General features: G+C 46.2%; 15 protein-coding genes and 1 pseudogene. All 16 read left to right on the forward strand.

Features of this window, described 5'->3' with window-relative positions; genetic code table 11:
* Nucleotides 1-410 precede the first annotated feature (410 nt).
* The 16 genes and pseudogenes from AACU32_RS40270 (at nt 411) to AACU32_RS40345 (ending at nt 22158) form a co-directional block, all read left to right on the forward strand.
* A complete protein-coding gene (locus AACU32_RS40270) occupies nt 411-1586 on the forward strand; it encodes a hypothetical protein (RefSeq protein ID WP_096607777.1) in 1176 nt (391 codons plus the stop codon).
* A gap of 63 nt (nt 1587-1649) precedes the next feature.
* Nucleotides 1650-3773: a hypothetical protein gene (locus tag AACU32_RS40275; RefSeq protein WP_339378659.1), complete on the forward strand. Its 2124-nt coding sequence runs from the start codon at nt 1650-1652 to the stop codon at nt 3771-3773.
* A 563-nt stretch (nt 3774-4336) separates the two neighbouring features.
* Nucleotides 4337-5535, forward strand: a pseudogene (locus tag AACU32_RS40280) (IS4 family transposase).
* Between the two features lie 133 nt (nt 5536-5668).
* On the forward strand, nt 5669-11677 hold the full coding sequence (locus AACU32_RS40285; RefSeq protein ID WP_096607780.1) for an AAA family ATPase: 6009 nt from the start codon (nt 5669-5671) through the stop codon (nt 11675-11677).
* Nucleotides 11674-12303, forward strand: a complete 630-nt coding sequence (locus AACU32_RS40290; RefSeq protein WP_096607781.1) for a response regulator — start codon at nt 11674-11676, stop codon at nt 12301-12303. The genes AACU32_RS40285 and AACU32_RS40290 overlap by 4 nt, the downstream gene beginning before the upstream one ends.
* Before the next feature lie 218 nt (nt 12304-12521).
* Nucleotides 12522-13091, forward strand: a complete 570-nt coding sequence (locus tag AACU32_RS40295) for a DsbA family protein (RefSeq protein ID WP_096607782.1) — start codon at nt 12522-12524, stop codon at nt 13089-13091.
* 154 nt (nt 13092-13245) lie between these two features.
* Complete coding sequence (locus AACU32_RS40300; protein ID WP_096607783.1) at nt 13246-13713, forward strand: VOC family protein; 468 nt, start codon at nt 13246-13248, stop codon at nt 13711-13713.
* Between the two features lie 121 nt (nt 13714-13834).
* Complete coding sequence (locus AACU32_RS40305) at nt 13835-14701, forward strand: oxidoreductase (protein ID WP_096607784.1); 867 nt, start codon at nt 13835-13837, stop codon at nt 14699-14701.
* 51 nt (nt 14702-14752) lie between these two features.
* Nucleotides 14753-15265: a YybH family protein gene (locus AACU32_RS40310; protein ID WP_096607785.1), complete on the forward strand. Its 513-nt coding sequence runs from the start codon at nt 14753-14755 to the stop codon at nt 15263-15265.
* Nucleotides 15266-15587: 322 nt separating this feature from the next.
* Nucleotides 15588-16364, forward strand: a complete 777-nt coding sequence (locus AACU32_RS40315) for an SDR family NAD(P)-dependent oxidoreductase (RefSeq protein ID WP_096607786.1) — start codon at nt 15588-15590, stop codon at nt 16362-16364.
* A 55-nt stretch (nt 16365-16419) separates the two neighbouring features.
* Nucleotides 16420-17130, forward strand: coding sequence for an SDR family NAD(P)-dependent oxidoreductase (locus tag AACU32_RS40320; RefSeq protein WP_096598201.1), 711 nt, complete (start codon nt 16420-16422; stop codon nt 17128-17130).
* 118 nt (nt 17131-17248) lie between these two features.
* The gene (locus AACU32_RS40325) at nt 17249-17575 is read left to right on the forward strand and encodes an NIPSNAP family protein (protein WP_096607853.1); all 327 of its coding nucleotides are present in this window, start codon (nt 17249-17251) and stop codon (nt 17573-17575) included.
* A gap of 84 nt (nt 17576-17659) precedes the next feature.
* The gene (locus tag AACU32_RS40330; RefSeq protein ID WP_339377498.1) at nt 17660-18058 is read left to right on the forward strand and encodes an epoxide hydrolase N-terminal domain-containing protein; all 399 of its coding nucleotides are present in this window, start codon (nt 17660-17662) and stop codon (nt 18056-18058) included.
* 225 nt (nt 18059-18283) lie between these two features.
* Complete coding sequence (locus AACU32_RS40335; RefSeq protein WP_339378660.1) at nt 18284-19966, forward strand: GMC family oxidoreductase; 1683 nt, start codon at nt 18284-18286, stop codon at nt 19964-19966.
* Nucleotides 19967-20110: 144 nt separating this feature from the next.
* A complete protein-coding gene (locus AACU32_RS40340; RefSeq protein ID WP_096607787.1) occupies nt 20111-20800 on the forward strand; it encodes a VOC family protein in 690 nt (229 codons plus the stop codon).
* A gap of 278 nt (nt 20801-21078) precedes the next feature.
* Entirely contained in the window at nt 21079-22158 is a 1080-nt protein-coding gene (locus AACU32_RS40345; RefSeq protein WP_096607788.1) for an NAD(P)H-dependent flavin oxidoreductase, read from the forward strand.
* The last annotated feature ends 221 nt before the right edge of the window (nt 22159-22379 follow it).

Consider the following 22379-nt stretch of genomic DNA (forward strand, 5'->3'; position numbering starts at 1 on the left):
TCTAACATAGGATTTCTCAATAATTCCCCCTAATACCCAAAGAACCAGAACAAACCGTGATTACTTAGCAATGGGGAATAGTTACCAGGATTTTTCCGGAAAAAACCGGAATTTATCGCCTGAAATAACCGGATTTCTTCCGGCTGACAATGATAGTAAGCGTCAAGCATCATACAAATATGACTGCAACTACTGAAATATGTATTTTGTTTCCAAATCTGTAACTCAATCCTGAGTCTTAGTATTCATTAGCTAACTTGAGACTGCAAGATTTACTTATCAGCTAATGTGCGTCTAAATTGCATAACTACTCGTGGTGGTTGTTGACTGTTAACTGTCAACTGTCAACAGCCTCATCGAGTCAATGTGCAAGTTTCAGGTGGAACAGTTTATTTTTAAATCAATATTCTATGCTGCAACACTTTTCCCACAACGCTTTAGTAAAATCAACTATTATCGGATGTCTGCTTTTTTCTAGTTCCCTAATTCCTTTACAATCTACCGTTGCTAATCCGCAAATTTTGACTACACCACAAGCAAAGACGATCGCTCAACAAGTGCTTCAAGATGCGATCGCCAAAGAGAAACTTGATAATACTGCAAGAGTCGTTCAAGTTGCTCGATTTGGTAAGGGCGATACCTGGATGTACAATCCTGTACCTTACTGGAAAATTGCGATCGCTGATCAGCATAAAAGTTTGGTCTATTTCACCACTGATAATGGTAACTTTAGAGTCTTGATGCAAATGAACGGACAAAACACCCATTCTCTGGGAAAACCTGCCGAAGAAATTCCGCCAACGGCAATGATCACAGCAGCGATTCAACAGGCGAAAGAGTGGGGCTATCCTGGAGAACCCCTATTAACTGATATTTCATCTGCAAAGACAACTTGGGCAAGTGGTTGTGAAAAGTTTTCTTTTCCTTATCCTTGCGATCCGATTATTAATCAAGGCTGGAAAATTACCATTCCCCACCAACGCCAAAGTTGGGTATTTCAAGGTGAAACAGCCGATGATTTACAATTGATTGCACGTGCTAATCCTGTGATTGAACGCGGCTTACCGATTCCGGTGGTTAACGAAATCAAGAGTATTGCCAACAAACACTTGCAAATCTTATCCTCAGTTGTTCTGATTACTAAAATCGAGCCTCAAACCTTTACTGATAGCTGTTTAGGATTAGGGAATTTAGCCGAATCTTGCGCTCAACAAAGAATTCGGGGCTATCGGGTGACGGTGGCGGGGAAGTCTCCAGCACAGCAAATATACCGAATTAGCAGTGATAAAGTTTATCTTCGCACTGAAGCGATCGCCGGACTTCCCAACCGCACTGATGACTTACCAACTGCGATCGCTCGCACAGTATTCAACGCCGCCAAATCAGACTTGAAAAAACCCATTGCTAATCTTAGCATTACCCAAGTTGCACCAAGATTCAGTTGTTTCCGGAGTCCCACAGCTGCACCTAATGAACCTTGTATACCAACGCAAAACCTTGACGGTTGGAATATCACGGTGACAAATTTTCAGAAATCACTGACTTACACGGTTAATCTCAGTGGCAAGATTCTTAGCAAGCTATAGCTGAGTGCTGAGTATAAATCTATTAGATACAAGGTTTTTAGTAATTAATACGCCCTAATTTAAGTGAATATTAATATACAACATAAGCTGATGATGCTGACGCGATGCCTGCGGCGAGCGAAGCTATCGCTCGCTTTGATTATTGCTTCTCAACTAATTTACTCTGTTCCCATTTATGCGGCAGATGCTAGGATAACGATTTCTAAAGCTTGCCGTGTGGAGCTAACTGGTGAAAGTACCCGACGCTGGAACGAAATTTCTGGAATGTCTTTAACTGATAGGCTCTCCGCAATTACCAGAGAGCTAGAAAACGCTCAACGGCGAGGAGACACAAGTTTTACAACCCAAACATTAGATTTTGCCATCAAGACAATTACTACTCAAATACAATCGCTGAAACAACAGGATAATCCAAAACTTTCGACTATCCTCGATCAAATCGTGGTTTTAGCTAAACCTTTACCGAGTGGGTATAGTCTGGGTAAAACGTATGTCTTGACGGAATCTGCGATCGCCTATGCACAAATTGCTCAGTCTAGCAAAGGAAAACAAACGCTACAGCTTGCGTCTGAGTCGGTATCAGGAATTCGCAATACTCCTAAAGATTTAGTTGCGGCGCACATTCGCCTTGCAGAAGGGTGGATTGCTCTCAACCAACCGGCGGAAGCTGCATCTTCCCTCAACTATGGGTTTGAGCAAACCATCAAAAATCTGACAGATACCTACGCCAGACGTGAGTCGTTATCACAAATAGTTAATTTATATCTCCAAATTTACCAACCCACAAAAGCTTTAGAGGTGCTAAAGCAACTTTCTCCTCAAGATTACGATCCTGATATTACCGTCACTCAGATTGCTGCTGCCTACGTTAAAGCTAGAGACCCAGTAAAAGCAAAGCAATTACTAGATCCGTTGCTCAAAGCAGCACTAGCAACTAAAGATGTGGAACAACGGGAAATTAAATTAATGAATTTGGTGCTACACTATGCCCCTAGTGGAGATTTAGGGCGATCGCAGCAAATTGTTTCTCAAATGAAACGTCCTAATTCTTTCCGGGCTAGAAGTTGGTTGACAATTGCGGCAGAAAGTCGCAAATTTAACCAGCCAGAAATCCGTAAACAAGTGATCGCCCGTTTGGTTGCTGATGCCAAAGCCGCTAAAATAGCCGATCAGTTTGGTGGACGCTTCGATAATGAATGGTATGGCGAGATGTCAAATTTATCTACAACTCGCGGCTATCAGCCAGAACTCAAAGCCTTGATTGCTGAACTGCGTGCGGTGAATGTCTTGGGAATTGTCCTGAAAGATTTGATTGCTAATAAACAGTTGACAACTGCTCGGCAAATACTACCACGCCCGATGATCGTACAGATAGATGCAGGCTATTTCGATGAAACTGATCGCTGGCTAGATAATATTGCCATAGCCGCTCTTGAAGATGGACAGCCCCAGGATGCAGAAGCTACAATTGCTGGGGAAAAAACCGATGTGCGGCGATTGCTGCGGTTTGCTCAAGCTTTCCATCGCCGTGGTAATGTTGCTGTTGCCGATCAATTATTCACTCGTAGCCAAGTAATAGCTAATAGCATTTCTGCTTTACCCACCGCCATCACAACTCATGCGGCGATCGCCAATACTTTGATTTCCACCAATCGTCCAGCCGATCAGGTATTGAATCGAATTGTCACACTGATACAAACAGAAAAAGCATTGCCACAGCAAGCACAATTATTGCTATCAATTAGTTCAGAATTTGCCGCAACGCCATCAACTTATTTTACACTGGCAGAAAAACTGAAGTTACTTCAACAAGTAGACTTTGCTACCTTAGCTGGTAATCAAGCGATCGCCAATCGTCAGCCAGAGGAAGCATCCCGTTTTATTGGTTACGCCGGGAGAAATTCTAGCGAAAAGTTTGACTTTGCTTTACGAGTTGTGGAACTAAATCTGACTCAAGGTAATTTCACAAAAGCGCGATCGCTCCTCAATATTCTCATCCAAACCCTCCGCAATGCCTCAGAGTCTTCCTTAGCAGCAATTGCAGAACGTTCTCGTCTCTGGGGGCGGATTGCTTTAAATCTAGTGCGTACAGGAGATGCTAAAACTGCGATCGCCATTGCTGAGAATGTCACACCATCGCCAGAACGCGAACAATTACTGCAACGTTTACGCTGTTATCAGGACTGAGACGAGGATTGTAATGCCTAACTGGAGTGCAATTGAAAGTAGTTTTTTACTAGTGTGGTAAAACTTACTAGAGAAGACGACTCTCTAAATTAGCCAAGTAACCCTTGGGGTCTGGGCGAAATCGATATTGTTCAATTCTTGCTTTGTGGTGTTTTTGCAATTGAGAACGTAATTCGAGCCAAGTATGAATATCAACTTGTGCTAAATCAGATGCGGTAAAAGAATGAAGCGAAGTTGCGATGCCTTCGGCAACGGCAAAGCCGAACGCGCAGGCAAGTTTGACAGAACCACGAATAATACCAATTCAAAATTCAAAATTCAAAATTCAAAATTCAAAATTCAAAATTCAAAATTCAAAATTAAGAATCTAGACAGGATAAGGCTTTGGATCTGTGTATCTGTCGCATTCTTTTTTCAAATTAGTATAAAAAGGGATGAGGGGGCAACCTTACGACCAGTACCTTAGAGGATGACAAGACAACTCTAAGCTATGCAGGACAAAACTTTGAGAAGATGGTGAAGACAAAAAATAGGGAGCATTTTTGTGGCTCCCCTGGAAAAATATGTTTCCTGAATCTTACCAAAAAACCCTGCGTACCCATCTGAATGAAAGCCAGTATATAACCATAAAGCTTCTGTTGTTATTGCTACAAGTTCATCGTCAGGTCAAACTCTCTGTTTTAGCGAGTGTCTTTCCCCAACCAATTCAATATGGTAGTCGTAAGCGAAACCTGCAACGCTTTTTAAACTTGCCTCGACTCAATGTTAAACTTTTGTGGTTTCCCTTGATCAAATATTGGATTAGACAAGTACAAACGGGACGGAACTTAAATCGAGATCAACGTCGTCGTCTCCAGAGACTCAAACACCATAAATATGGATATTGGATGCTCGCAATTGACAGGACTCAGTGGAAAGGACGGAATGTATTTATGGTGAGCTTAGTTTGGGTAACTCATGCTCAACATTGTATTGGGAAATCTTAAAATAGGTAGGGAGCAGTAATTTTAATACTCAAAAACGGCTTCTGAAAACAGTGCTGACTCTATTTCAGAATTATCCGGTTTTAGTATTAGGAGACCGAGAATTTCACAGCCCTAAACTAGCTCAATGGCTGAATGACAGGGGTGTATTCTTTGCTCTGAGGCAGAAAAAAGACCTGCATTTCCAAACAGCATTGAATCAGGAGTATCAAGTCCTGAAAAATCTGGGATTTAAACCAGGTATGTCTAAATTTTATCAGGGAGTAAGGTGCAATAAAGCCGATGGAATCGGACTATTTAATTTAGCGGTCTATTGGAGACGAAAATATAATAATCAGGGTGCAAAAGAACCCTGGTATATCTTAACTAACCTCCCGACATTACAACAAGCATTGGCAGTCTATCGTTGTCGTTGGGGCATTGAACAAATGTTCAAGGATTGTAAAACTGGTGGCTATAACTTAGAAGATACCAAGGTCAATGACACCCGTTTTTTAGCCTTAGTCTTGTTGATTGCCCTGGCCTATAGTTTGGCAACCATGCAGGGACAGCAAATGAAAAAATTAGGGATAGATATCTATGCTGGATGTATCCAATCACACAAAGAGCAGACCCCACGCCAGAGTAACTTTAGCTTTGGACTCTATGGACAACGATGGCGTTATGGCATGGAATTATGGGCAGATTGGGTCTTGCGTCTGATTGGTCTCAAACCCCATAAACGGCTCTATTTTCAGCGTGGTTTTTATGCCCTATCCCTTATGCAGCAAACTTTATAGGTAGGTTGTCACCCTCTGAGGCTTGGTACAGATACATAATAGGTAGATTGACTTCTCAAAGTAGAACTTGAATAATAAATATTAATTCTATTTGGGTTTGCGGTTCTTTCTATGCTTTGACAAGGTGATAAGAATGATTACGCTACCTGACGTTGCGGTTGATGCTCAGATATACTCCAGCAAGAATTCTGTGGTGTATCGTGGCATCAAGCTGTCAGATCGCACGCCTGTTATTCTCAAAGTTCTCAAACAGGACTATCCTACGGCATCGGAACTCACCCGCTACAGGCAGGAATATGAAATTACGCGATCGCTTAACTTAGAAGGCGCGATCAAGGCATATAGTCAGCAGGAATATCAGCGCACACTCGTTATTTTTTTAGAAGATTTCGGTGGAGAGTCTCTGGAGAGATGGATACAGCAGCGTCCAGATTTCTGCCCTATGCCCTTATCAGCTTTTCTATCCCTTGCCATTAAACTCACAGGTATTCTGGGCAGAATTCATGCTGCTGGTGTCATTCATAAAGATATCAACCCTAGCAATATTGTCTTCAATCTAGATACTGGGGTCGTTAAATTTATTGATTTCGGAATTGCTACTCGATTTAACCGCACCAATCCAACCTTCAAAAACCCTCATGTTCTAGAAGGCACTCTTGCATATCTATCTCCAGAGCAAACCGGACGCATGAACCGTTTGCTTGATTATCGTACTGATTTTTACTCCCTTGGCATAACGTTCTATGAACTGCTCACTGGACAGTTACCGTTTACCACAACAGACATTCTTGAACTTGTCCATTGTCATCTTGCCAAATCACCTGTTCCGCCTCATGAACTGAAGGCAACGATTCCCAAAGCAGTTTCAGATATCGTTTTGAAACTAATGGCAAAGAATGCGGAGGATCGCTATCAGAGTGCTTGGGGTATCAAAGCAGATTTAGAAATTTGTGCTGACCAATTAAAAAAAATCGGGCAAATTAATAGTATTCAACTGGGTCTATTAGATGTTTGGGATCAGTTTCAAATTCCCCAAAAACTATATGGACGGGATCGGGAAGTTGCAATGTTACTAGCGGCTTTTGAGCGCGTTGCGTGTCCGTTGGCGCAGCCTCCCGCAGGGAAGGACAGTCGCATTGCTTCAGAAAATCTTGTACAACAAACTTCAGAGCAGAAACTAACAGACAATCAAACCTTCAAAGTCGAAATGATGCTGGTTTCTGGCTATGCGGGAATTGGGAAATCAGCATTAGTGCAGGAACTTTATAAACCAATCACCGCAAAGCGCGGCTATTTTATTTGGGGTAAATTCGATCAATTTCAGCGTAATATTCCCTACAGCGCGATCGCAAATGCCCTGCAAAAATTAGTACAACAATTGCTCGGTGAACCAGACGAGCAACTTCAACAATGGCGATCGCGCTTGCTAACGGCTTTGGGAACCAACGGACAAATTATCATTGATATCATCCCAGAAGTTGAATTAATTATCGGCAAGCAGCCGCCTGTATCAGAAGTTGGAGCAACTGAAGCTCAAAATCGTTTCAATTTAATATTTCAAAACTTTGTGCGGGTGTTTTGTTCAGAGTCACACCCGCTTGTGATCTTTTTAGATGATTTGCAATGGATAGACTCAGCAACGCTGAAGTTAATCGAGCTGATGTTGCTTGATGAACAAACCCAATTCCTATTTTTAATTGGAGCCTATCGAGATAATGAGGTAAATCCAACTCATCCGTTGATGTTAACGCTCTTAAGACTGCGAAAACAAGGGGCAGTAATTCAGGAGATAATCCTGGCACCATTAACGCTGAGTCCACTGAGCAAGTTGATTGCCGAGACGCTACATCAGAATGCAGACACCGTTTGTTCTTTAGCCGAGTTAGTACTGCGTAAAACTGAGGGTAATCCCTTTTTTGTCGGTGAATTTTTGAGAATGCTGCATAGCGAAAATCTGCTGACCTTTGATGCACAACACTTATGCTGGGAATGGAACATTGCTGATATTCAAGCCCAGGATATTACCGATAATGTGGTGGAGTTGCTACTGATCCAGTTAAATAAATTACCAGAAAACACACAGCAAATTCTCCAGTTAGCAGCTTGTATCGGTGCTGAATTTAATTTAAATACGCTAGCGATCGTTTGCGAACAATCTCCTAAAGCAATTTCTCTAAATTTACTAGTAGCCATTCAAGCTGGATTAATTCAACCTATATCTGAATTAGACGAAAACCTCTTAGTTCAAAAATATAAGTTTTTGCACGATCGCGTACAGCAAGCAGCATACGCCTTAATCGATGAGTCGCAAAAAGTTGGGGTACATCTGCAAATCGGTCGCAATTTACTCGAAAAGACTTCACCAAAGCAGCTAGCAGAGCGGTTGTTTGAAATTGTTGACCAACTTAATTATGGAACCGAGTTAATCAGTGAGCAATTTGAACGGAATGAGATTGCTAAACTGAATTTGCAAGCAGGTCAAAAAGCGCTGGCAGCAACGGCTTATGAAGCAGCTTTCAAGTATTTCAATACAGGGCTTAAACTCCTTGATGTGGAAAGTTGGCAGTGTGAGTATGACCTAACTTTGGTGTTGCATTCGGAGGCAGCAGAGGCAGCATACCTCAGTGGTCACTTTGACAACATGGAGCGGCTTGTAGAAGAAGTGTTCAAGCGTGCGAAGACGGCGCTTGATAAAGTGAAAGCTTACGATAGCAAAATTCAAGCATGGCTGTCGCAGGGCGACCCTAAAGAAGCACTTAAAACTGGCTTGGAAGTCCTGCAACTCTTGGGAATTAGTTTAGTGGAAGCTCCAAGTCAGTTAGACGTTCAAGCAGCATTAGAGGAAACCGCTTCACAATTGGCTGGGCGGGAAATCGAAGATTTGATTGATCTGCCAGAGATGACTGAACCTGTGCCACTGGCAGCAATCTACATTTTAGTAAGCACAGTGGGTGCGGCTTTTAATGTGTCACCTGCTCTGATGGTGCTGATTGTGTGCAAGATGGTGAATTTATCGATCACCAATGGAAACGCTATCTGGTCGCTTCTCGGTTATGCTGCTTATGGCATGATGCTATGTGGAGTTGTACAAGACATCGAACTGGGCTATCGATTTGGCAAACTATCCTTAAATTTAGCGAAAAAATTAAGTAACAAGAAAGGTAACTGCAAAGCATTGCTGATGGTGAATTTTCATATCATTCACTGGAAAGACCACCTGAAAGAGACGTTCCCTAGTTTAAATGAGGCTTATCAAAGCGGGATAGAAAGTGGAGAGTTTGAATTTGCCAGTTATTGTGCATTCAGCCTATGTTATTACCCCTTTTTTGCAGGACAAGAACTGACAGAGCTGGAACAACAAACAGCGATTTATCGTAAAGCCACCAATCAAATTAGACGAGAGACTCCTGCCACTTGGCTGGCAATGTTGCAGCAAACAATCCTTAACCTGCGAGGTCAATCTGAAAATCCAAGTCGCTTAGTGGGTTGTATCTATAACGAAGAGCAAGCAATATCACGGGCGATCGCTGTCAAGGATGGAACTAGCATTCACTATTTTTACTTAAATAAGCTGATTTTATGCTATCTGTTCGGAGAGTATAAGCAAGCTGCAAAAACGGCTACTTTGGCAGAACAGTATTTAGGCGCAGCCACAGCAATAATCTCTGTACCTCTATTTCATTTCTATGACTCTCTAATATTTCTGAGCTTGTTGGCGGATGCTTCAAACTCTGAAAAAGCAGCTTGGTTGAATCGCGTTAACGCCAACCAGGAAAAAATGCAGAAATGGGCACACCATGCACCCATGAATTTTTTGCATAAGTTTCAGTTAGTTGAGGCAGAGAAAGCACGAGCTTTGGGTCAGTTTTTTGAGGCAGAGGAGTTTTACGAACAAGCAATTTTTGGTGCTAAAGAAAACGAGTACCTTCAAGAAGAAGCTTTAGGCTATGAGTTAGCTGCAAAACATTACTTGGCTCGTGGTCGAGAAAGGTTTGCTCAACTCTATATGAAGGAAGCCCATTACTGCTATGAGCGATGGGGAGCAACCGCAAAAGCCAAAGATTTAGAAACTCGCTATCCCCAGTTTTTTCCTCAGTCGCTGAATGTGGCTGGCGCACTAGTTCATACCACTGCTGGAACTACTTCTAATAGCTCAGATATCGCTTTAGACTTAGCGGCGGTGATGAAAGCATCTCAAGCTATCTCTCGTGAAATTGAACTGGATCAGTTACTCAATTCTTTGATGCAGATATTAATTGAGAATGCTGGCGCACAAACTGGATGCTTGATTTTAGAAAACGCAGGAGAATGGGCGATTGAAGCTGCTTGTGAACTCAATGGTGATGCGAATCTTTGTGCTACACAAGTATTGCAATCGATTTCAATGGTAAATCGCTTACCCGAATCCATCATTCATTATGTGATTCGGACTCATGAATCTGTCATCTTAAATGATGCAACTCGTGAAGGTAATTTCATCAATGAGCCATATATTCAGCAGAACCAAACGAAATCACTTCTTTGTTTGCCGTTGTTGAATCAAAGTAAACTTGTTGGTGTGCTGTATCTGGAAAATCGATTAGTAACTGGGGCATTCACAGCAGAACGCTCACAACTTCTAAATCTACTATCAACTCAGGCAGCAATTGCGATCGAAAATGCCAAACTCTATTCAAAGCTACGCACTAGCGAAAGTCAGATGGCTCAATTTCTAGAAGCGATTCCGGTAGGAATTGGAATAGTGGATGCGACTGGTAGCCCCTATTACGCTAATCACCGGGGAATTCAGTTAATGGGCAAAGAGATCGATCCTTTGGTAGCACCGGAGCAAATCGCAGAGGTTTATCAACTTTATGTGGCAGGAACGGATCGGATATATCCAACTGAGCAACTGCCAATCATCAGGGCGTTGAGCGGCGAACGCACCAGAGTTGACGACGTAGAAATTCACCAAAATAACGCAACCATTCCAGTTGAGGCATGGGGAACTCCAGTCTTTGACGAACATGGCAATGTGGTTTATGCGATCGTCACCTTTCAAGATATCACCGAGCGCAAACAAGCAGAACACCTTTTAGCAAATTACAACCGCACCTTAGAGCAACAGGTAGCAGAGCGGACGGCAGCTTTACAACAAAGCCAAGCAGAACTGCGCGAGCGAGAACAGGAATTACGAGTAATTACAGACGCTCTACCTGTTTGTATCACATATATAGATGCCGACCAGCGTTATCGGTTTGCCAACCGCACATACGAGGAATGGTTTCACTGTAGTCGAGGTGAGATTCTGGGCAAGCATATTTGCGAAAACTTGGGTGAGGCGGCTTATCAAGTTGTACAACCATACATCAATCAAGCACTAGCAGGGCAAATCACAACCTATGAGGCAGAAATTCCCTGTGTGTTTGGCAAGAAATATATCAGTAATTCCCTCATCCCTGATTTCGATGACAATGGTCAAGTCAAAGGATACTATGGTCTGATTACAGATATCAGCGATCGCAAACGCGCCGAAGAAACCTCAATTTTAGAAGAACGCAACCGTATGGCACGCGAAATTCATGACACTCTCGCGCAAGCCTTTACGGGGATTCTGGTTCACATGGGAACCGTTTCTCGATTAGTGGCAACCAACCCCCAAGCAATTCAAACACATATTAATACCGTGCGAGATTTGGCTCGCACCGGGCTGACAGAAGCTCGACGCTCCGTTGCAGCACTGCGTCCCCAATCCCTAGAAGACGGCAATCTCTGGACAGCACTGCAACGATTTGTAGCTACAATGCAATCTTCAACCGAAACCAGCCTGATTTGTGATATTATCGGCACGCCCTATACGTTACCGCCTGAAACAGATAATAATCTGCTAAGAATTGCACAGGAAGCATTTACAAATTCAATTAGATATGCTAATGCAAATGAAATTCGGATTGAATTAGTTTATGAACCAACGCAATTCTTCTTACGAATTAAAGACAATGGACAAGGATTTGAAGCCAATCATACAACCCTAAATCGGGGGTTTGGCTTACTGGGGATTACCGAACGAGCGGAACGCATTGGGGCACAACTCTCAATTGAGAGCCGACTGGGGCAAGGAACAGAAACGATCGTATCTGTACATCGGGAGGCATCAGCATGAGTCCGCCTACAGCAATCCGCGTTTTGATTGTTGACGATCACTCAATCGTCCGGCAAGGACTGGCCGCGATGATTGAGAATGAGCCAGATATGACGGTGGTAGGTCAAGCTGGCAATGGACAGGAAGCGATCGCTCAATATAAACAACTCCAGCCTGATGTCACCTTGATCGACTTACGGATGCCCCAGGTAAGCGGCGTTGATGCGATCGTTGCCATCTGTGCTGAATTCGCCCATGCCCGCATAATTGTACTGACCACTTATGACGGGGACGAAGATATTTATCGAGCATTACGCGCCGGAGCCAAGGGCTATCTGCTCAAAGACGCTGAACCGGATGCACTCCTGAATGCGATTCATATTGTTCACAGTGGGCAACAATATATCCCTTCCGAAGTCGCTGCCAAACTGGTGCAACGGATGAACATTCCAGAGTTGAGTGATCGAGAACAAGAGGTTGTTCATCAGATGGTGCTTGGCTTGAGTAATCACGATATTGCTGCGGCTTTGAATATTACTGAAAGTACCGTCAAATTTCACATCAACAAAATTTTGAGCAAATTAGGTGTGAGCGATCGCACTCAAGCGGTGATTACCGCATTGAAACGGGGACTCGCCAAGTTGTGAAAACAATGAGAACTGAACTTAAGTTCGGTTGAGGGTTAGTTTTAGAGATAGTAAGCAACTGTTGTTTCATCGCTTCAATTACTCAACTCTGAGTTGGCGACAAAGCTGAATTAGTTTCATAAGCTAAATACATAGAAAAAACGGAGTCGGGAGGAATCACAGATAGGAGTCATGGCAATCCCTCGATGCTATGAAAAACCTTCTTGGTAGAGTGTGTGATGAATCAAAATAGTCATCTTAATCAACTCTTTGTTCCACCTTCCCAACGCGATCACTATCAGGGGATGCTCAATGCCCCGATCATACTTGTGGAATATGGGAATTACCAATGTCTTCAGTTCCGGGAAATGCATCAGTTGATTCAGGCAATCGTGCAAGATTTCAATTCCGGGCTGACTGAGAAAAATTCAATTTGTGTAGTGTTTCGTCACTTTATCGAACATTCAATCTATCCTCAAGCACAAAAGGCCGCAGAAGCAGCGGAAGCAGCAGCAGCGCAAGGTCAGTTTTGGCAGATGCACGAGATGCTGCTCAACCATCAAGAAGCATTGGGAAACGGCTATCTCGTTGAATATGCCAATCATCTAGGTCTCGACATTTACAAATTTTTGCAGGATATTTCCAAACAAGTCCATGTTGACCGCATCAATCAAGATATCGAGAGTGGTCAGCAAAGTGGAGTCGTGACTGCACCAGCTTTGTTTATTAATGGAATTCGGTATCGCGATCGCTGGGACATGGAGCAGTTGATGACAGCCATTATCGCTGCAAGTAATGAAGTGCTTTGATCCTCAATTACACAATTCAAAGCAGAACGATTAAGTTGCAGTTTTGCTCAAAGAACTTGAGTGTTCTGAATTGAGCGATGGTCGCATTGCGATCGCCCAAGAATGAAAACTAACCAATCTGAACATCAAACCCATCAACCTAAAGGAGAACAAAATGAGTAGCAACTCCCTAAACAGTCAAAACATGAAGCTCGAAGTTGTGGTATTGCCCGTCTCCGATGTCGATCGAGCCAAGGACTTCTATAAAACGTTGGGATGGCGGCTAGATGCCGATTTTGTCACCGGGGAGGACTTCCGAGTGGTGCAGTTGACACCTCCTGGCTCGGAGGCTTCAATTATCTTCGGCAGTCGTGTTACATTAGCCGCGCCCGGTTCAGTTCAGGGTTTGTACCTGATCGTTTACGACATTGAGGCAGCCCGCGCCGAACTCGTCGAGTGCGGTGTCGAGGTGAGTGAGGTGTTCCACGACGTGGGCGGGGTCTTCCACCACGCCGGAACCGAGGGACGAGTACCTGGCCCCGATCCACAACGTCGTGACTATGCCTCGTTTGCCTCGTTCAGCGATCCAGACGGCAATGGTTGGTTGCTCCAAGAGGTGAAGACGCGGGCCCCCGGACGGTAATGGAACATCAATCGATTAAGGATCAAAAGGAGCCAAAAATATCAGGCTTTTTACTCCTTTTGACACTAACCGAAAGAGCTAAAGCCAACAAACTAGACAACACCTAAAACGAGGATATACGATGAAAACGCAGAAAGTATGGTTCATTACCGGAGCCTCCAGAGGCTTTGGGTTAGAAATTGCCAGAGCAGCCCTGGCAGCTGGCGACCAAGTAGTAGCGACGGTTCGCAGTCAGCCGGCACAACTCGCCGCTACCCTGCACAACCACCCGGATCTGCACAACGTGCAGATGGATGTCACCCAGGAAGATCAGGTACAAGAGGCTGTCAAACAAGGCATTGCCCGTTTCGGCAGGGTTGATGTCTTAGTTAATAATGCCGGGTTTGGTATGATTACTGCGATCGAACAAGCCACGGATGCCGAAGTCCGCAAACAGTATGATACCAACGTGTTTGGGTTACTGAACGTGACTTGTGCGATATTGCCGTACCTGCGACAGCAAAAATCCGGGCGGGTCATCAATATTACGTCGCTGTTCGGCTACGATGCAGTTCCGGGCTGGGGATTGTACGGGTCTACTAAATTTGCGATCGAAGGTCTCTCGAAAGGGTTAGCCCTCGAAGTAGCACCGCTCGGCATCCACGTCACGGCAGTAGCTCCTGGTCTTTTTAGTACTGACTTCCTGAGCGCTGAATCATATACCGCCGCTAAAAGCATGATCGCTGATTACCAGGCAACAGTAGGTTCCATGCGTAGCGGAGCCGATGCGCTACACGGGAACCAACCTGGCGATCCGAAAAAGTTTGCGGCTGTGATTATTCAACTCGCCAATACAGAACGTCCGCCGTTGCATTTGCCCGTTGGGAAGGACGCGATCGCAATGTACCAGAGTAACGCCGCAAAAATGGCACAGGAAATTCAAGCATGGCTGCCAGTCGCTACCAGCACCGACCATGACCACCGCATAATGGCTTCGACCATAGCCTGATCTGCAACATTAGAAGCGTTGACTGAACTTATTATCAGGAAAGCAAAATCAATGACTTTTATAGTAAACCATTTCACCACAGGCTATGGCAAAACGGCTCGTAACTTGCTTAATGAAGCGACTCAGCCATCAGAAGCAGGGGCGCGTGCGGCACTTGAAACGTTCTATTATGCCTTCAATCAGCACTCGATTGAGACACTTACTCAGATTTGGCTCAACTGTCCACTGGTTCAACTAAACAATCCGGTGGGAGGAATGCTCCGAGGCTATGAACCGATTCGCGATCTCTACTCCAAACTTTTCACAGGATCGTTAAACGTCTGGGTTGAGTTCGAGGATATTGTAGAGTACTTCAGTGGAAAGACAGCCATCTTTGCTGGAGAAGAGCGCGGTGAATTTACAACTAAAGATCGCATTATTCCACTTAGATTCAGAACGAGCCGCTGTTTTCAGTACTCAGAAAGTGACGGTGGGTGGCGACAGATTCATCATCACGGATCGATCGACAATGTGAAACTGCTAGAAGCGTATCAACTTGCTGTAAACGATAAAGTTGTGGCGTGATCTCCACGACAGATTGATGCGATAAACATAAACTGCAAAGTGGACTGGCAACGGCTCAAGCGTTTGACGACGAAGATGCAAAAGTTGTTGTGACGGGGTGCAATACTGCTCGCTTTGTGCATTTTTAACTCGGCATTAGGTTTGGGGAAAAGGTTAAAGGGTAAAGGGTAAAGGTTAAAGATTTTTTCTTTTTCCTTTCCCCTTCCCTTTTTCCCCAATACCCGACAAGTATTGTGACGGGGTGGAGTGCAGAGAGGTGAAGACACGCACTCCCGGACGGTAATTTGCAATATTCACACATTCACTTTCCAAAGGAGATGTTATGAAACTTGAAGGTAAGAAGGCACTGATTACCGGGGGAAACAGTGGCATTGGCTTTGCCACCGCTAGACTCTTCATTCACGAAGGGGCTGAAGTCGCAATCACGGGTCGAGATCAGAAGACGCTCGATGCTGCTGTCAAAGAACTGGGTTTAAAAGCCGTTGCCTATCGTGCAGACGTGACGGACTCCAATGCCCGTGCCGACCTTTTCAGCAAAATTGGTCAACGCTTCGGCAGTCTAGATATCATCTTCACTAACGCTGGTATTGCTGGAGCTACACCCATAGGCAGCGCTGATGAAGGGGTGTTTGAGAACATCATTCGCGTCAATCTTACCAGCGTTTTCTTTACAGTCCAAGCCGCACTGCCACTGCTTAATGATGGCTCCTCAATTATCTTGAACAGTTCCGTTATCGGTTCGCTGGGTAGTGCCGGCAGGGCAGCTTACGCAGCAAGCAAAGCGGGTGTTCGCGGCATGGCGAGAGCGATGGCATCTGAACTTTCTCCCCGCAACATTCGAGTCAATGTCGTCGCACCGGGAGCAATCAAAACTCCCATCTGGAGCCGTGGGTCTACTCCACCTAAGAAGGCGGACGAACTGACAGCGGAATGGGCAGCAGCGACTCCACTAGGTCGTTTGGGAGAAGCGGACGAGATTGCCAAAGCAGTCCTCTTTCTTGCCTCAGACGACTCATCCTACGTCCAGTCGGTTGAACTTTTTGTTGATGGTGGCATTGTTGGTTCTCCAATCGGTGGAGCGACTTTCCGCAGTGCATAAATCTTTTGACATTCTTTGTTTCATCAACCCCTCAAACGCATAAAGGAGTTTTATTATGGGCATCGAACAGAAAGTCGCTGTGATTACTGGCGCGTCGCAGGGCATTGGCGCAGCTCTTGTCAAGGCGTACCGCGATCGCAACTATCGGGTGGTCGCTATCTCACGCTCAATTCAGCCATCGGATGATGATGCAATCCTGGCGGTGTCAGGCGACATTGCTGATCGAAAAACTGCCGAGCGTGCGATCATCGAAGGCGTGACCCGATTTGGGCGCATTGACACGCTCATCAACAATGCTGGTATCTTCATCGCCAAGCCATTTACCCAATACACCGAGGCAGACTACGAGGCGTACGTGGGCACTAACGTCACTGGCTTCTTTCACATGACGCAACTGGCGATCGCCGAAATGGAGAAGCAGGGCAGCGGTCATGTTGTGCAGATATCGACGAGCCTGGTTGACCACGCGATCGCTGGCGTACCGTCTGTACTCGCGTCACTGACGAAGGGCGGACTAAATGCCGCGACCAAATCGCTGGCGATCGAGTATGCCAAGCGTGGTATTCGGGTGAACGCGATCGCGCTGGGTACTATCAAGACACCAATGCATCCTGTCGAAACCCATGCACAGCTCGATGCTCTGCACCCGATCGGTCGTATGGGCGAGATATCCGATGTCGTCGATGCAATCCTCTATCTCGAATCAGCCAACTTTGTCACGGGCGAAATCCTTCACGTCGATGGTGGCCAGAGTGCGGGTCACTGATACCGCCTTGCGATCAGAAAAATTCAGCAGTTTTCAGTTTAGTAAGCCATCGGCTGAATAATTTGGGTGTGAAATGGAAACGGTTGTAACTCTGACATTTCCAAAAAGGAACACAGCTATGATCTATGAATTACGCATTTATCAATCCGTGCCCGGACGACTGCCAGCACTGATTTCGCGCTTTCAGAACCACACGATACAGATATGGGAAAAACATGGCATCCGCCAAGCTGGGTTCTGGACGACGCTAATTGGCGAGAGCAACCAGAAACTCACCTACCTGCTCGCTTGGGACAGCATGGCTGAGCGTCAGGAGCGTTGGAGTGCATTTCTCGCGGACCCCGAATGGATCGCGATCAGTAAAGAGAGTGAGAAGGACGGCCCACTCGTGCAAAACATCAGCAACGAACTGCTTCAACCGACCGCCTTCTCCTCGGTGAAGTGAGCGATGGGGTGAGTTCTAGATGATGTCTGGGGTTACGAAAGTTTCGTCAGTTTCAATGAGCTAAATCCAATCAGAGAACGATCAATGTCTAAAAAAATCAACCAACAACGCCGCCGCTTTTTGGGCATTGCGGCGATGACTATTGCGACTACACAGCTAGGTCGATTCGGTTCTGCCAATGCCCAATCCAGCAAAGTAACACCAAAGGTGACCACCATGACTCAACTTGAAACCTTGCACACCGACACAACTACAATCCGTCCCTTCCACATCAACGTTCCGCAAGCGGCACTCGACGACCTCCGCCGTCGCATCATAGCAACGCGATGGCCCGAAAAGGAGACAGTCGCCGATCAGTCGCAGGGTGTGCAGCTCGCAACGACTCAGAAACTCGCGCGCTATTGGGCAACCGATTACGACTGGCGCAAGGTTAGCGTTCAGATCGCTGCGCGCGTCAAAATGACTGCTTTAGAAAGAACCTAACTACAAAGAGGTCGGCACGTGTCCCAAGAAATTAATCATAATCGTCGCTACTCTTTAACAACTGCGGCTTCTGCTCGGAAGTGATGCTGCTCATGCGGTGGAGCACAGTGACATCGCACGGTTTGAAGCTGACCAAAAGTGGCGGAACTTAAGCATCTCTACCGATTTTGAGCCGAGTGACAGATATAACGGAATCATTTCAATTTTGAAAGCAAGGTAGACCCAGTGAAAACGAATTTTGAGCATGAACGGGACAACGATCTGGGTAGCACCAGTAATGATGACAATTTCACTGATCGCGTTCGCAGCAACCAGCACAAGCTCACCTCTGAACTAAGACACCAGTACGATTTTATTGTTTGCGGATCTGGATCTTCTGGCTCAGTAGTTGCCCGCAGACTAGCTGAGAACCCGGATGTTAGCGTTCTACTGCTTGAAGCTGGCGGCACCGATGATGTACCCAGTGTTGTCACCGCGAATCAATGGTTTATGAATCTTGGAAGCGATCGGGACTGGAGCTTCCAGGGAAAGCCGAATCCCCATGTCAACGATCGTTCAATTCCGTTCTCGATGGGCAAAGTACTCGGCGGTGGATCAAGCATCAACGTCATGGTTTGGGCACGCGGACACCAGCACGATTGGGATTTCTTCGCATCCGTTGCCAACGATCCGGCCTGGAGTTATGAATCCGTCTTAAAGATTTATCGCCGCCTGGAAGATTGGCATGGTGTGCCAGACCCAATGTATCGCGGAACGGGAGGGCCAGTGTTTGTCCAGCCCGCGCCGGAGCCAAACCCGATCGCTCCTGCAACGATCGCAGGAGCGCAATCGGTCGGTATTCCTACTTTCGAGAATCCGAACGGTCGCATGATGGAAGCAGTGAAGGGCGCCGCTATCAGCGATGTGCGAGTCCGCAATGGCAAGCGCGAATCTATCTTCCGCTCCTACGTCTTCCCTTATATGGATCGACCCAATCTGACGGTTCTCACTCATGCACTGGTGACGCGGCTGACGTTCCAGGGTAAGCGGGTGACTGGCGTGGAGATTTCTTACCGTGGCACACTCTATCGCATTGGTGCGGCAGTCGAAGTCGTGCTGTCGCTCGGTGCGATCCATACGCCGAAGGTGCTGATGCAATCTGGCATTGGCGATGAGGCTGAGTTGCGGCGATTTGGAATTCCTGTCGTGCAGCACCTTCCCGGTGTGGGGCAAAATTTTCAAGACCATGTTGCATTCGATTGTGTTTGGGAATATGAAACCGCTCTCCAACCAAAAAACAACTTGTCCGAGGCAATCTTTTTCTCAACCAGCCAGTCCGGGCTTGACAGTCCAGATTTATTTGTCTGTCAGGCTGAAGTGCCAAAATCCACTGCCGAGAATATCGCCCGGTTTGGCTTACCCGATGCAGGTTGGACATTATTCGGGGCGATTGCCCATCCCAAAAGCCGAGGCCGTCTGCGCCTGACGGGAGCCAATCCATCCGACCCGATTCTGATTGATGCAAACACTCTGTCTGACGCGGATGATCTCAAAACTGCGATCGCCTGCGTAGAACTCTGCCGCGAAGTCGGTAACTCCGCTCCACTTCGTCCGTTTGTTAAGCGTGAAGTGATGCCAGGTAATTTGAAAGGGGCCGAACTCGAACGTTTTATTCGAGATGCTGCGACGAGTTTCTGGCACGAAACCTGTACCGCGAAGATGGGCCGAGATTCTATGTCAGTGGTAGATAGCAACCTGAAAGTGTATGGAATCGAAAATCTCCGGATTGCTGATGGATCGATTCTGCCGCGAGTAACGACCGGTAACACGATGGCTCCTTGCGTAATAGTTGGGGAGCGGGCAGCGGAAATTTTACATCTCGAACACCAGCTGCAAACCACTGTAAAAACAGACTCAAGCGTGCAATAAAACCACCGCACTTTTCATTGGCGGACGCATATCTAAGTCGCCCCTTGAACTCAAAGAATTTGAGTGGTGTGCCCAATCGCGCTCGCAGAAGAATGAAAAGTAACTAATCTGAACATTAAAGATACCAATCAAAAGGAGAAAAATATGAGCAGCGATCGCGTAAACAGTCCAAACATGAAGCTCGAAGTTGTGGTGTTCAGCGTTTCCGACGTTGACCGCGCGAAAGCATTCTACGAGAATCTCGGCTGGCGGCTCGACATCGACGTGGTGGATGGTGACTTCCGCGGCGTGCAGATGACACCGTACAACTCGGAAGCCTCGATCATCTTCGGCAAGAAAGTCACTCCGAACAATCCTGGCTCGGCGCATAGCCTGGTTCTCGCCGTGGAAGACCTCGACTCCGCTCGCGAAGACTTGATCGCTCGTAGTGTTAACGTCAGCGAAGTCTTCCACTACGCTGGCGGCCCCTTCAACAACGCCGTGGAGAACTCAAGCATCCCCGGGCGCGACCCGCAAGGTCGTTCCTACTTCTCATTTGCCTCGTTCGAGGACCCAGACGGGAACCTCTGGCTGCTCCAGGAAATCCAAACGCGACCGGGAAGCTGCGTTTGGAACTCTACGCGAGCACGAGACATGGACATTGCAACCCTTGCAAACCTTCTTGGCGAGACGGCGGAGTACCACGATCGCTACGAGAAAACTCACGCCGAGCATCATTGGTGGGACTGGTACGCGCCTTACCTGAGCGCACGTCAGAATGGCAGCAGTCCAGAAGAGTCCGCCGCCGCCGCGGACCGTTACATGGAAAAGGTTTTTCATGTTCTTTCCAGATGATACGTGCAGAGTTGCCATACCCGCAGAGTACGTCGGCGAGTAGGTAGCAGCAGAGGCTTACGAAGCCAACGATTCTTGCTCAGGAACTTAGGGTGGCGTTCAGGTCGCTGCGCTGAGTCCGCGTCCTCACTTCAAAACTTGTCCAGATGTATCGGCAGCGTTCCTTTGCCCCTTATCAGATGAGGAGATCGGCTGTTACCAGAGATCATTTTATGACTTGGGATGAACAGTAAATTAAATTATAAAACAATGAAAAATAGCAAGCGTGGGAGATACTTATGTGGCCTAAAACAGAACTAATAGATTTGCTCAAAATCGCGCATCCAATAATTCAGGCTCCGATGGCTGGCGCTTCCACACCTGAGTTGGTTGCGGCTGTTTCTAATGCAGGAGGTCTTGGCTCCTATGGCGCTGCGGCCACACCACCAGCCAAACTTCGCTCCATTATCAGGCAAATTCGAGAGCTGACAGACAAACCCTTTGCAGTTAATTTGTTTGCCCCAGCAGTTGAAGCGTATCAACTTACACCTGAGCAGCAAACACCGATGTCTGAGCTATTAACAAAATGGCACAACGAACTTGACGCCGGACCTGTGCCCGAACCAATACCGATACTAGGGCCATTTGTTGATCAATTTACTGTCCTGCTTGAAGAGAAAATACCTGTATTTAGTTTCCACTTTGGGCCTGCGCCAATTGAGGCAATTCGTGAGATACACGCTATAGGCTCAATTGTGTTAGCTACTGCAACAACAACTAATGAAGCAAAAACTCTAGTCGAAGCAGGAGTTGATGTCATCATAGCCCAGGGCTTTGAAGCTGGAGGTCATCGTGGTACTTTTGCGGTATCTTATGAACATGGATTGATTGGAACAGCAGCGTTAGTGCCGCAAATAGCTGATGCAGTATCGGTTCCGGTCGTTGCGGCGGGCGGAATCATGGATGCTCGTGGAATCGTTGCTGCATTTGCACTTGGGGCGAGCGGGGTACAGATGGGAACCGCTTTTCTCGCCTGTCCTGAGAACAATATCCCAGAAGTCTATAGGCAGGCTGTACTCAAGTGTAAGGACGAAGACACGGTTATTACTGAAGTATTTTCCGGCAAACCCGCCAGAGCAATCCGAAATCGATTTATACGTGAAATGGAAAATAACAGAGATAAAGTACTGCCATTCCCAGCTCAGATGTCTATAGGGCGGTTTTTATATCAGACTTCTGCTCAACAATCAAGTCCCGATTTTGCCAGTATGTGGGCAGGACAGGGAGCAGCATTAGCCGAAGCTCTCCCGGCAGGTGAACTGATCGAAAAAATTATACAAGAATTTCTTGCCGTAACTGCTTCTTTACAACTCAAATAAACAGATAGCCAATTCAATTAAAGCAAGTTGAGTTAAATCCAATTGGAAAAAGAGAAATGTCCGAGAAAATCAACCATCAACGCCGCCGCTTTTTGGGCGCTGCGGCTATGACCATTGCGACTACACAGCTAGGTATATTCGGTTCTGCGATCGCACAATCGAGCAAAACAAAACCAGCAGTTTTATCCATGATGAAGTCGGGGACAAACACGTCGTTCGGC

The sequence above is a fragment of the Calothrix sp. NIES-2100 genome (genome assembly GCF_963875285.1).
In the GTDB taxonomy this organism is placed as follows: domain Bacteria; phylum Cyanobacteriota; class Cyanobacteriia; order Cyanobacteriales; family Nostocaceae; genus Aulosira.

What these genes read in the sequence shown, in the direction of transcription:
- AACU32_RS40270 (WP_096607777.1), top strand. Translation starts at nt 411, where the DNA reads ATGCTGCAACACTTTTCCCACAACGCTTTAGTAAAATCAACTATTATC.
- AACU32_RS40285 (WP_096607780.1), top strand. Translation starts at nt 5,669, where the DNA reads ATGATTACGCTACCTGACGTTGCGGTTGATGCTCAGATATACTCCAGC.
- AACU32_RS40290 (WP_096607781.1), top strand. Translation starts at nt 11,674, where the DNA reads ATGAGTCCGCCTACAGCAATCCGCGTTTTGATTGTTGACGATCACTCA.
- AACU32_RS40295 (WP_096607782.1), top strand. Translation starts at nt 12,522, where the DNA reads ATGAATCAAAATAGTCATCTTAATCAACTCTTTGTTCCACCTTCCCAA.
- AACU32_RS40300 (WP_096607783.1), top strand. Translation starts at nt 13,246, where the DNA reads ATGAGTAGCAACTCCCTAAACAGTCAAAACATGAAGCTCGAAGTTGTG.
- AACU32_RS40305 (WP_096607784.1), top strand. Translation starts at nt 13,835, where the DNA reads ATGAAAACGCAGAAAGTATGGTTCATTACCGGAGCCTCCAGAGGCTTT.
- AACU32_RS40310 (WP_096607785.1), top strand. Translation starts at nt 14,753, where the DNA reads ATGACTTTTATAGTAAACCATTTCACCACAGGCTATGGCAAAACGGCT.
- AACU32_RS40315 (WP_096607786.1), top strand. Translation starts at nt 15,588, where the DNA reads ATGAAACTTGAAGGTAAGAAGGCACTGATTACCGGGGGAAACAGTGGC.
- AACU32_RS40320 (WP_096598201.1), top strand. Translation starts at nt 16,420, where the DNA reads ATGGGCATCGAACAGAAAGTCGCTGTGATTACTGGCGCGTCGCAGGGC.
- AACU32_RS40325 (WP_096607853.1), top strand. Translation starts at nt 17,249, where the DNA reads ATGATCTATGAATTACGCATTTATCAATCCGTGCCCGGACGACTGCCA.
- AACU32_RS40330 (WP_339377498.1), top strand. Translation starts at nt 17,660, where the DNA reads ATGTCTAAAAAAATCAACCAACAACGCCGCCGCTTTTTGGGCATTGCG.
- AACU32_RS40340 (WP_096607787.1), top strand. Translation starts at nt 20,111, where the DNA reads ATGAGCAGCGATCGCGTAAACAGTCCAAACATGAAGCTCGAAGTTGTG.
- AACU32_RS40345 (WP_096607788.1), top strand. Translation starts at nt 21,079, where the DNA reads ATGTGGCCTAAAACAGAACTAATAGATTTGCTCAAAATCGCGCATCCA.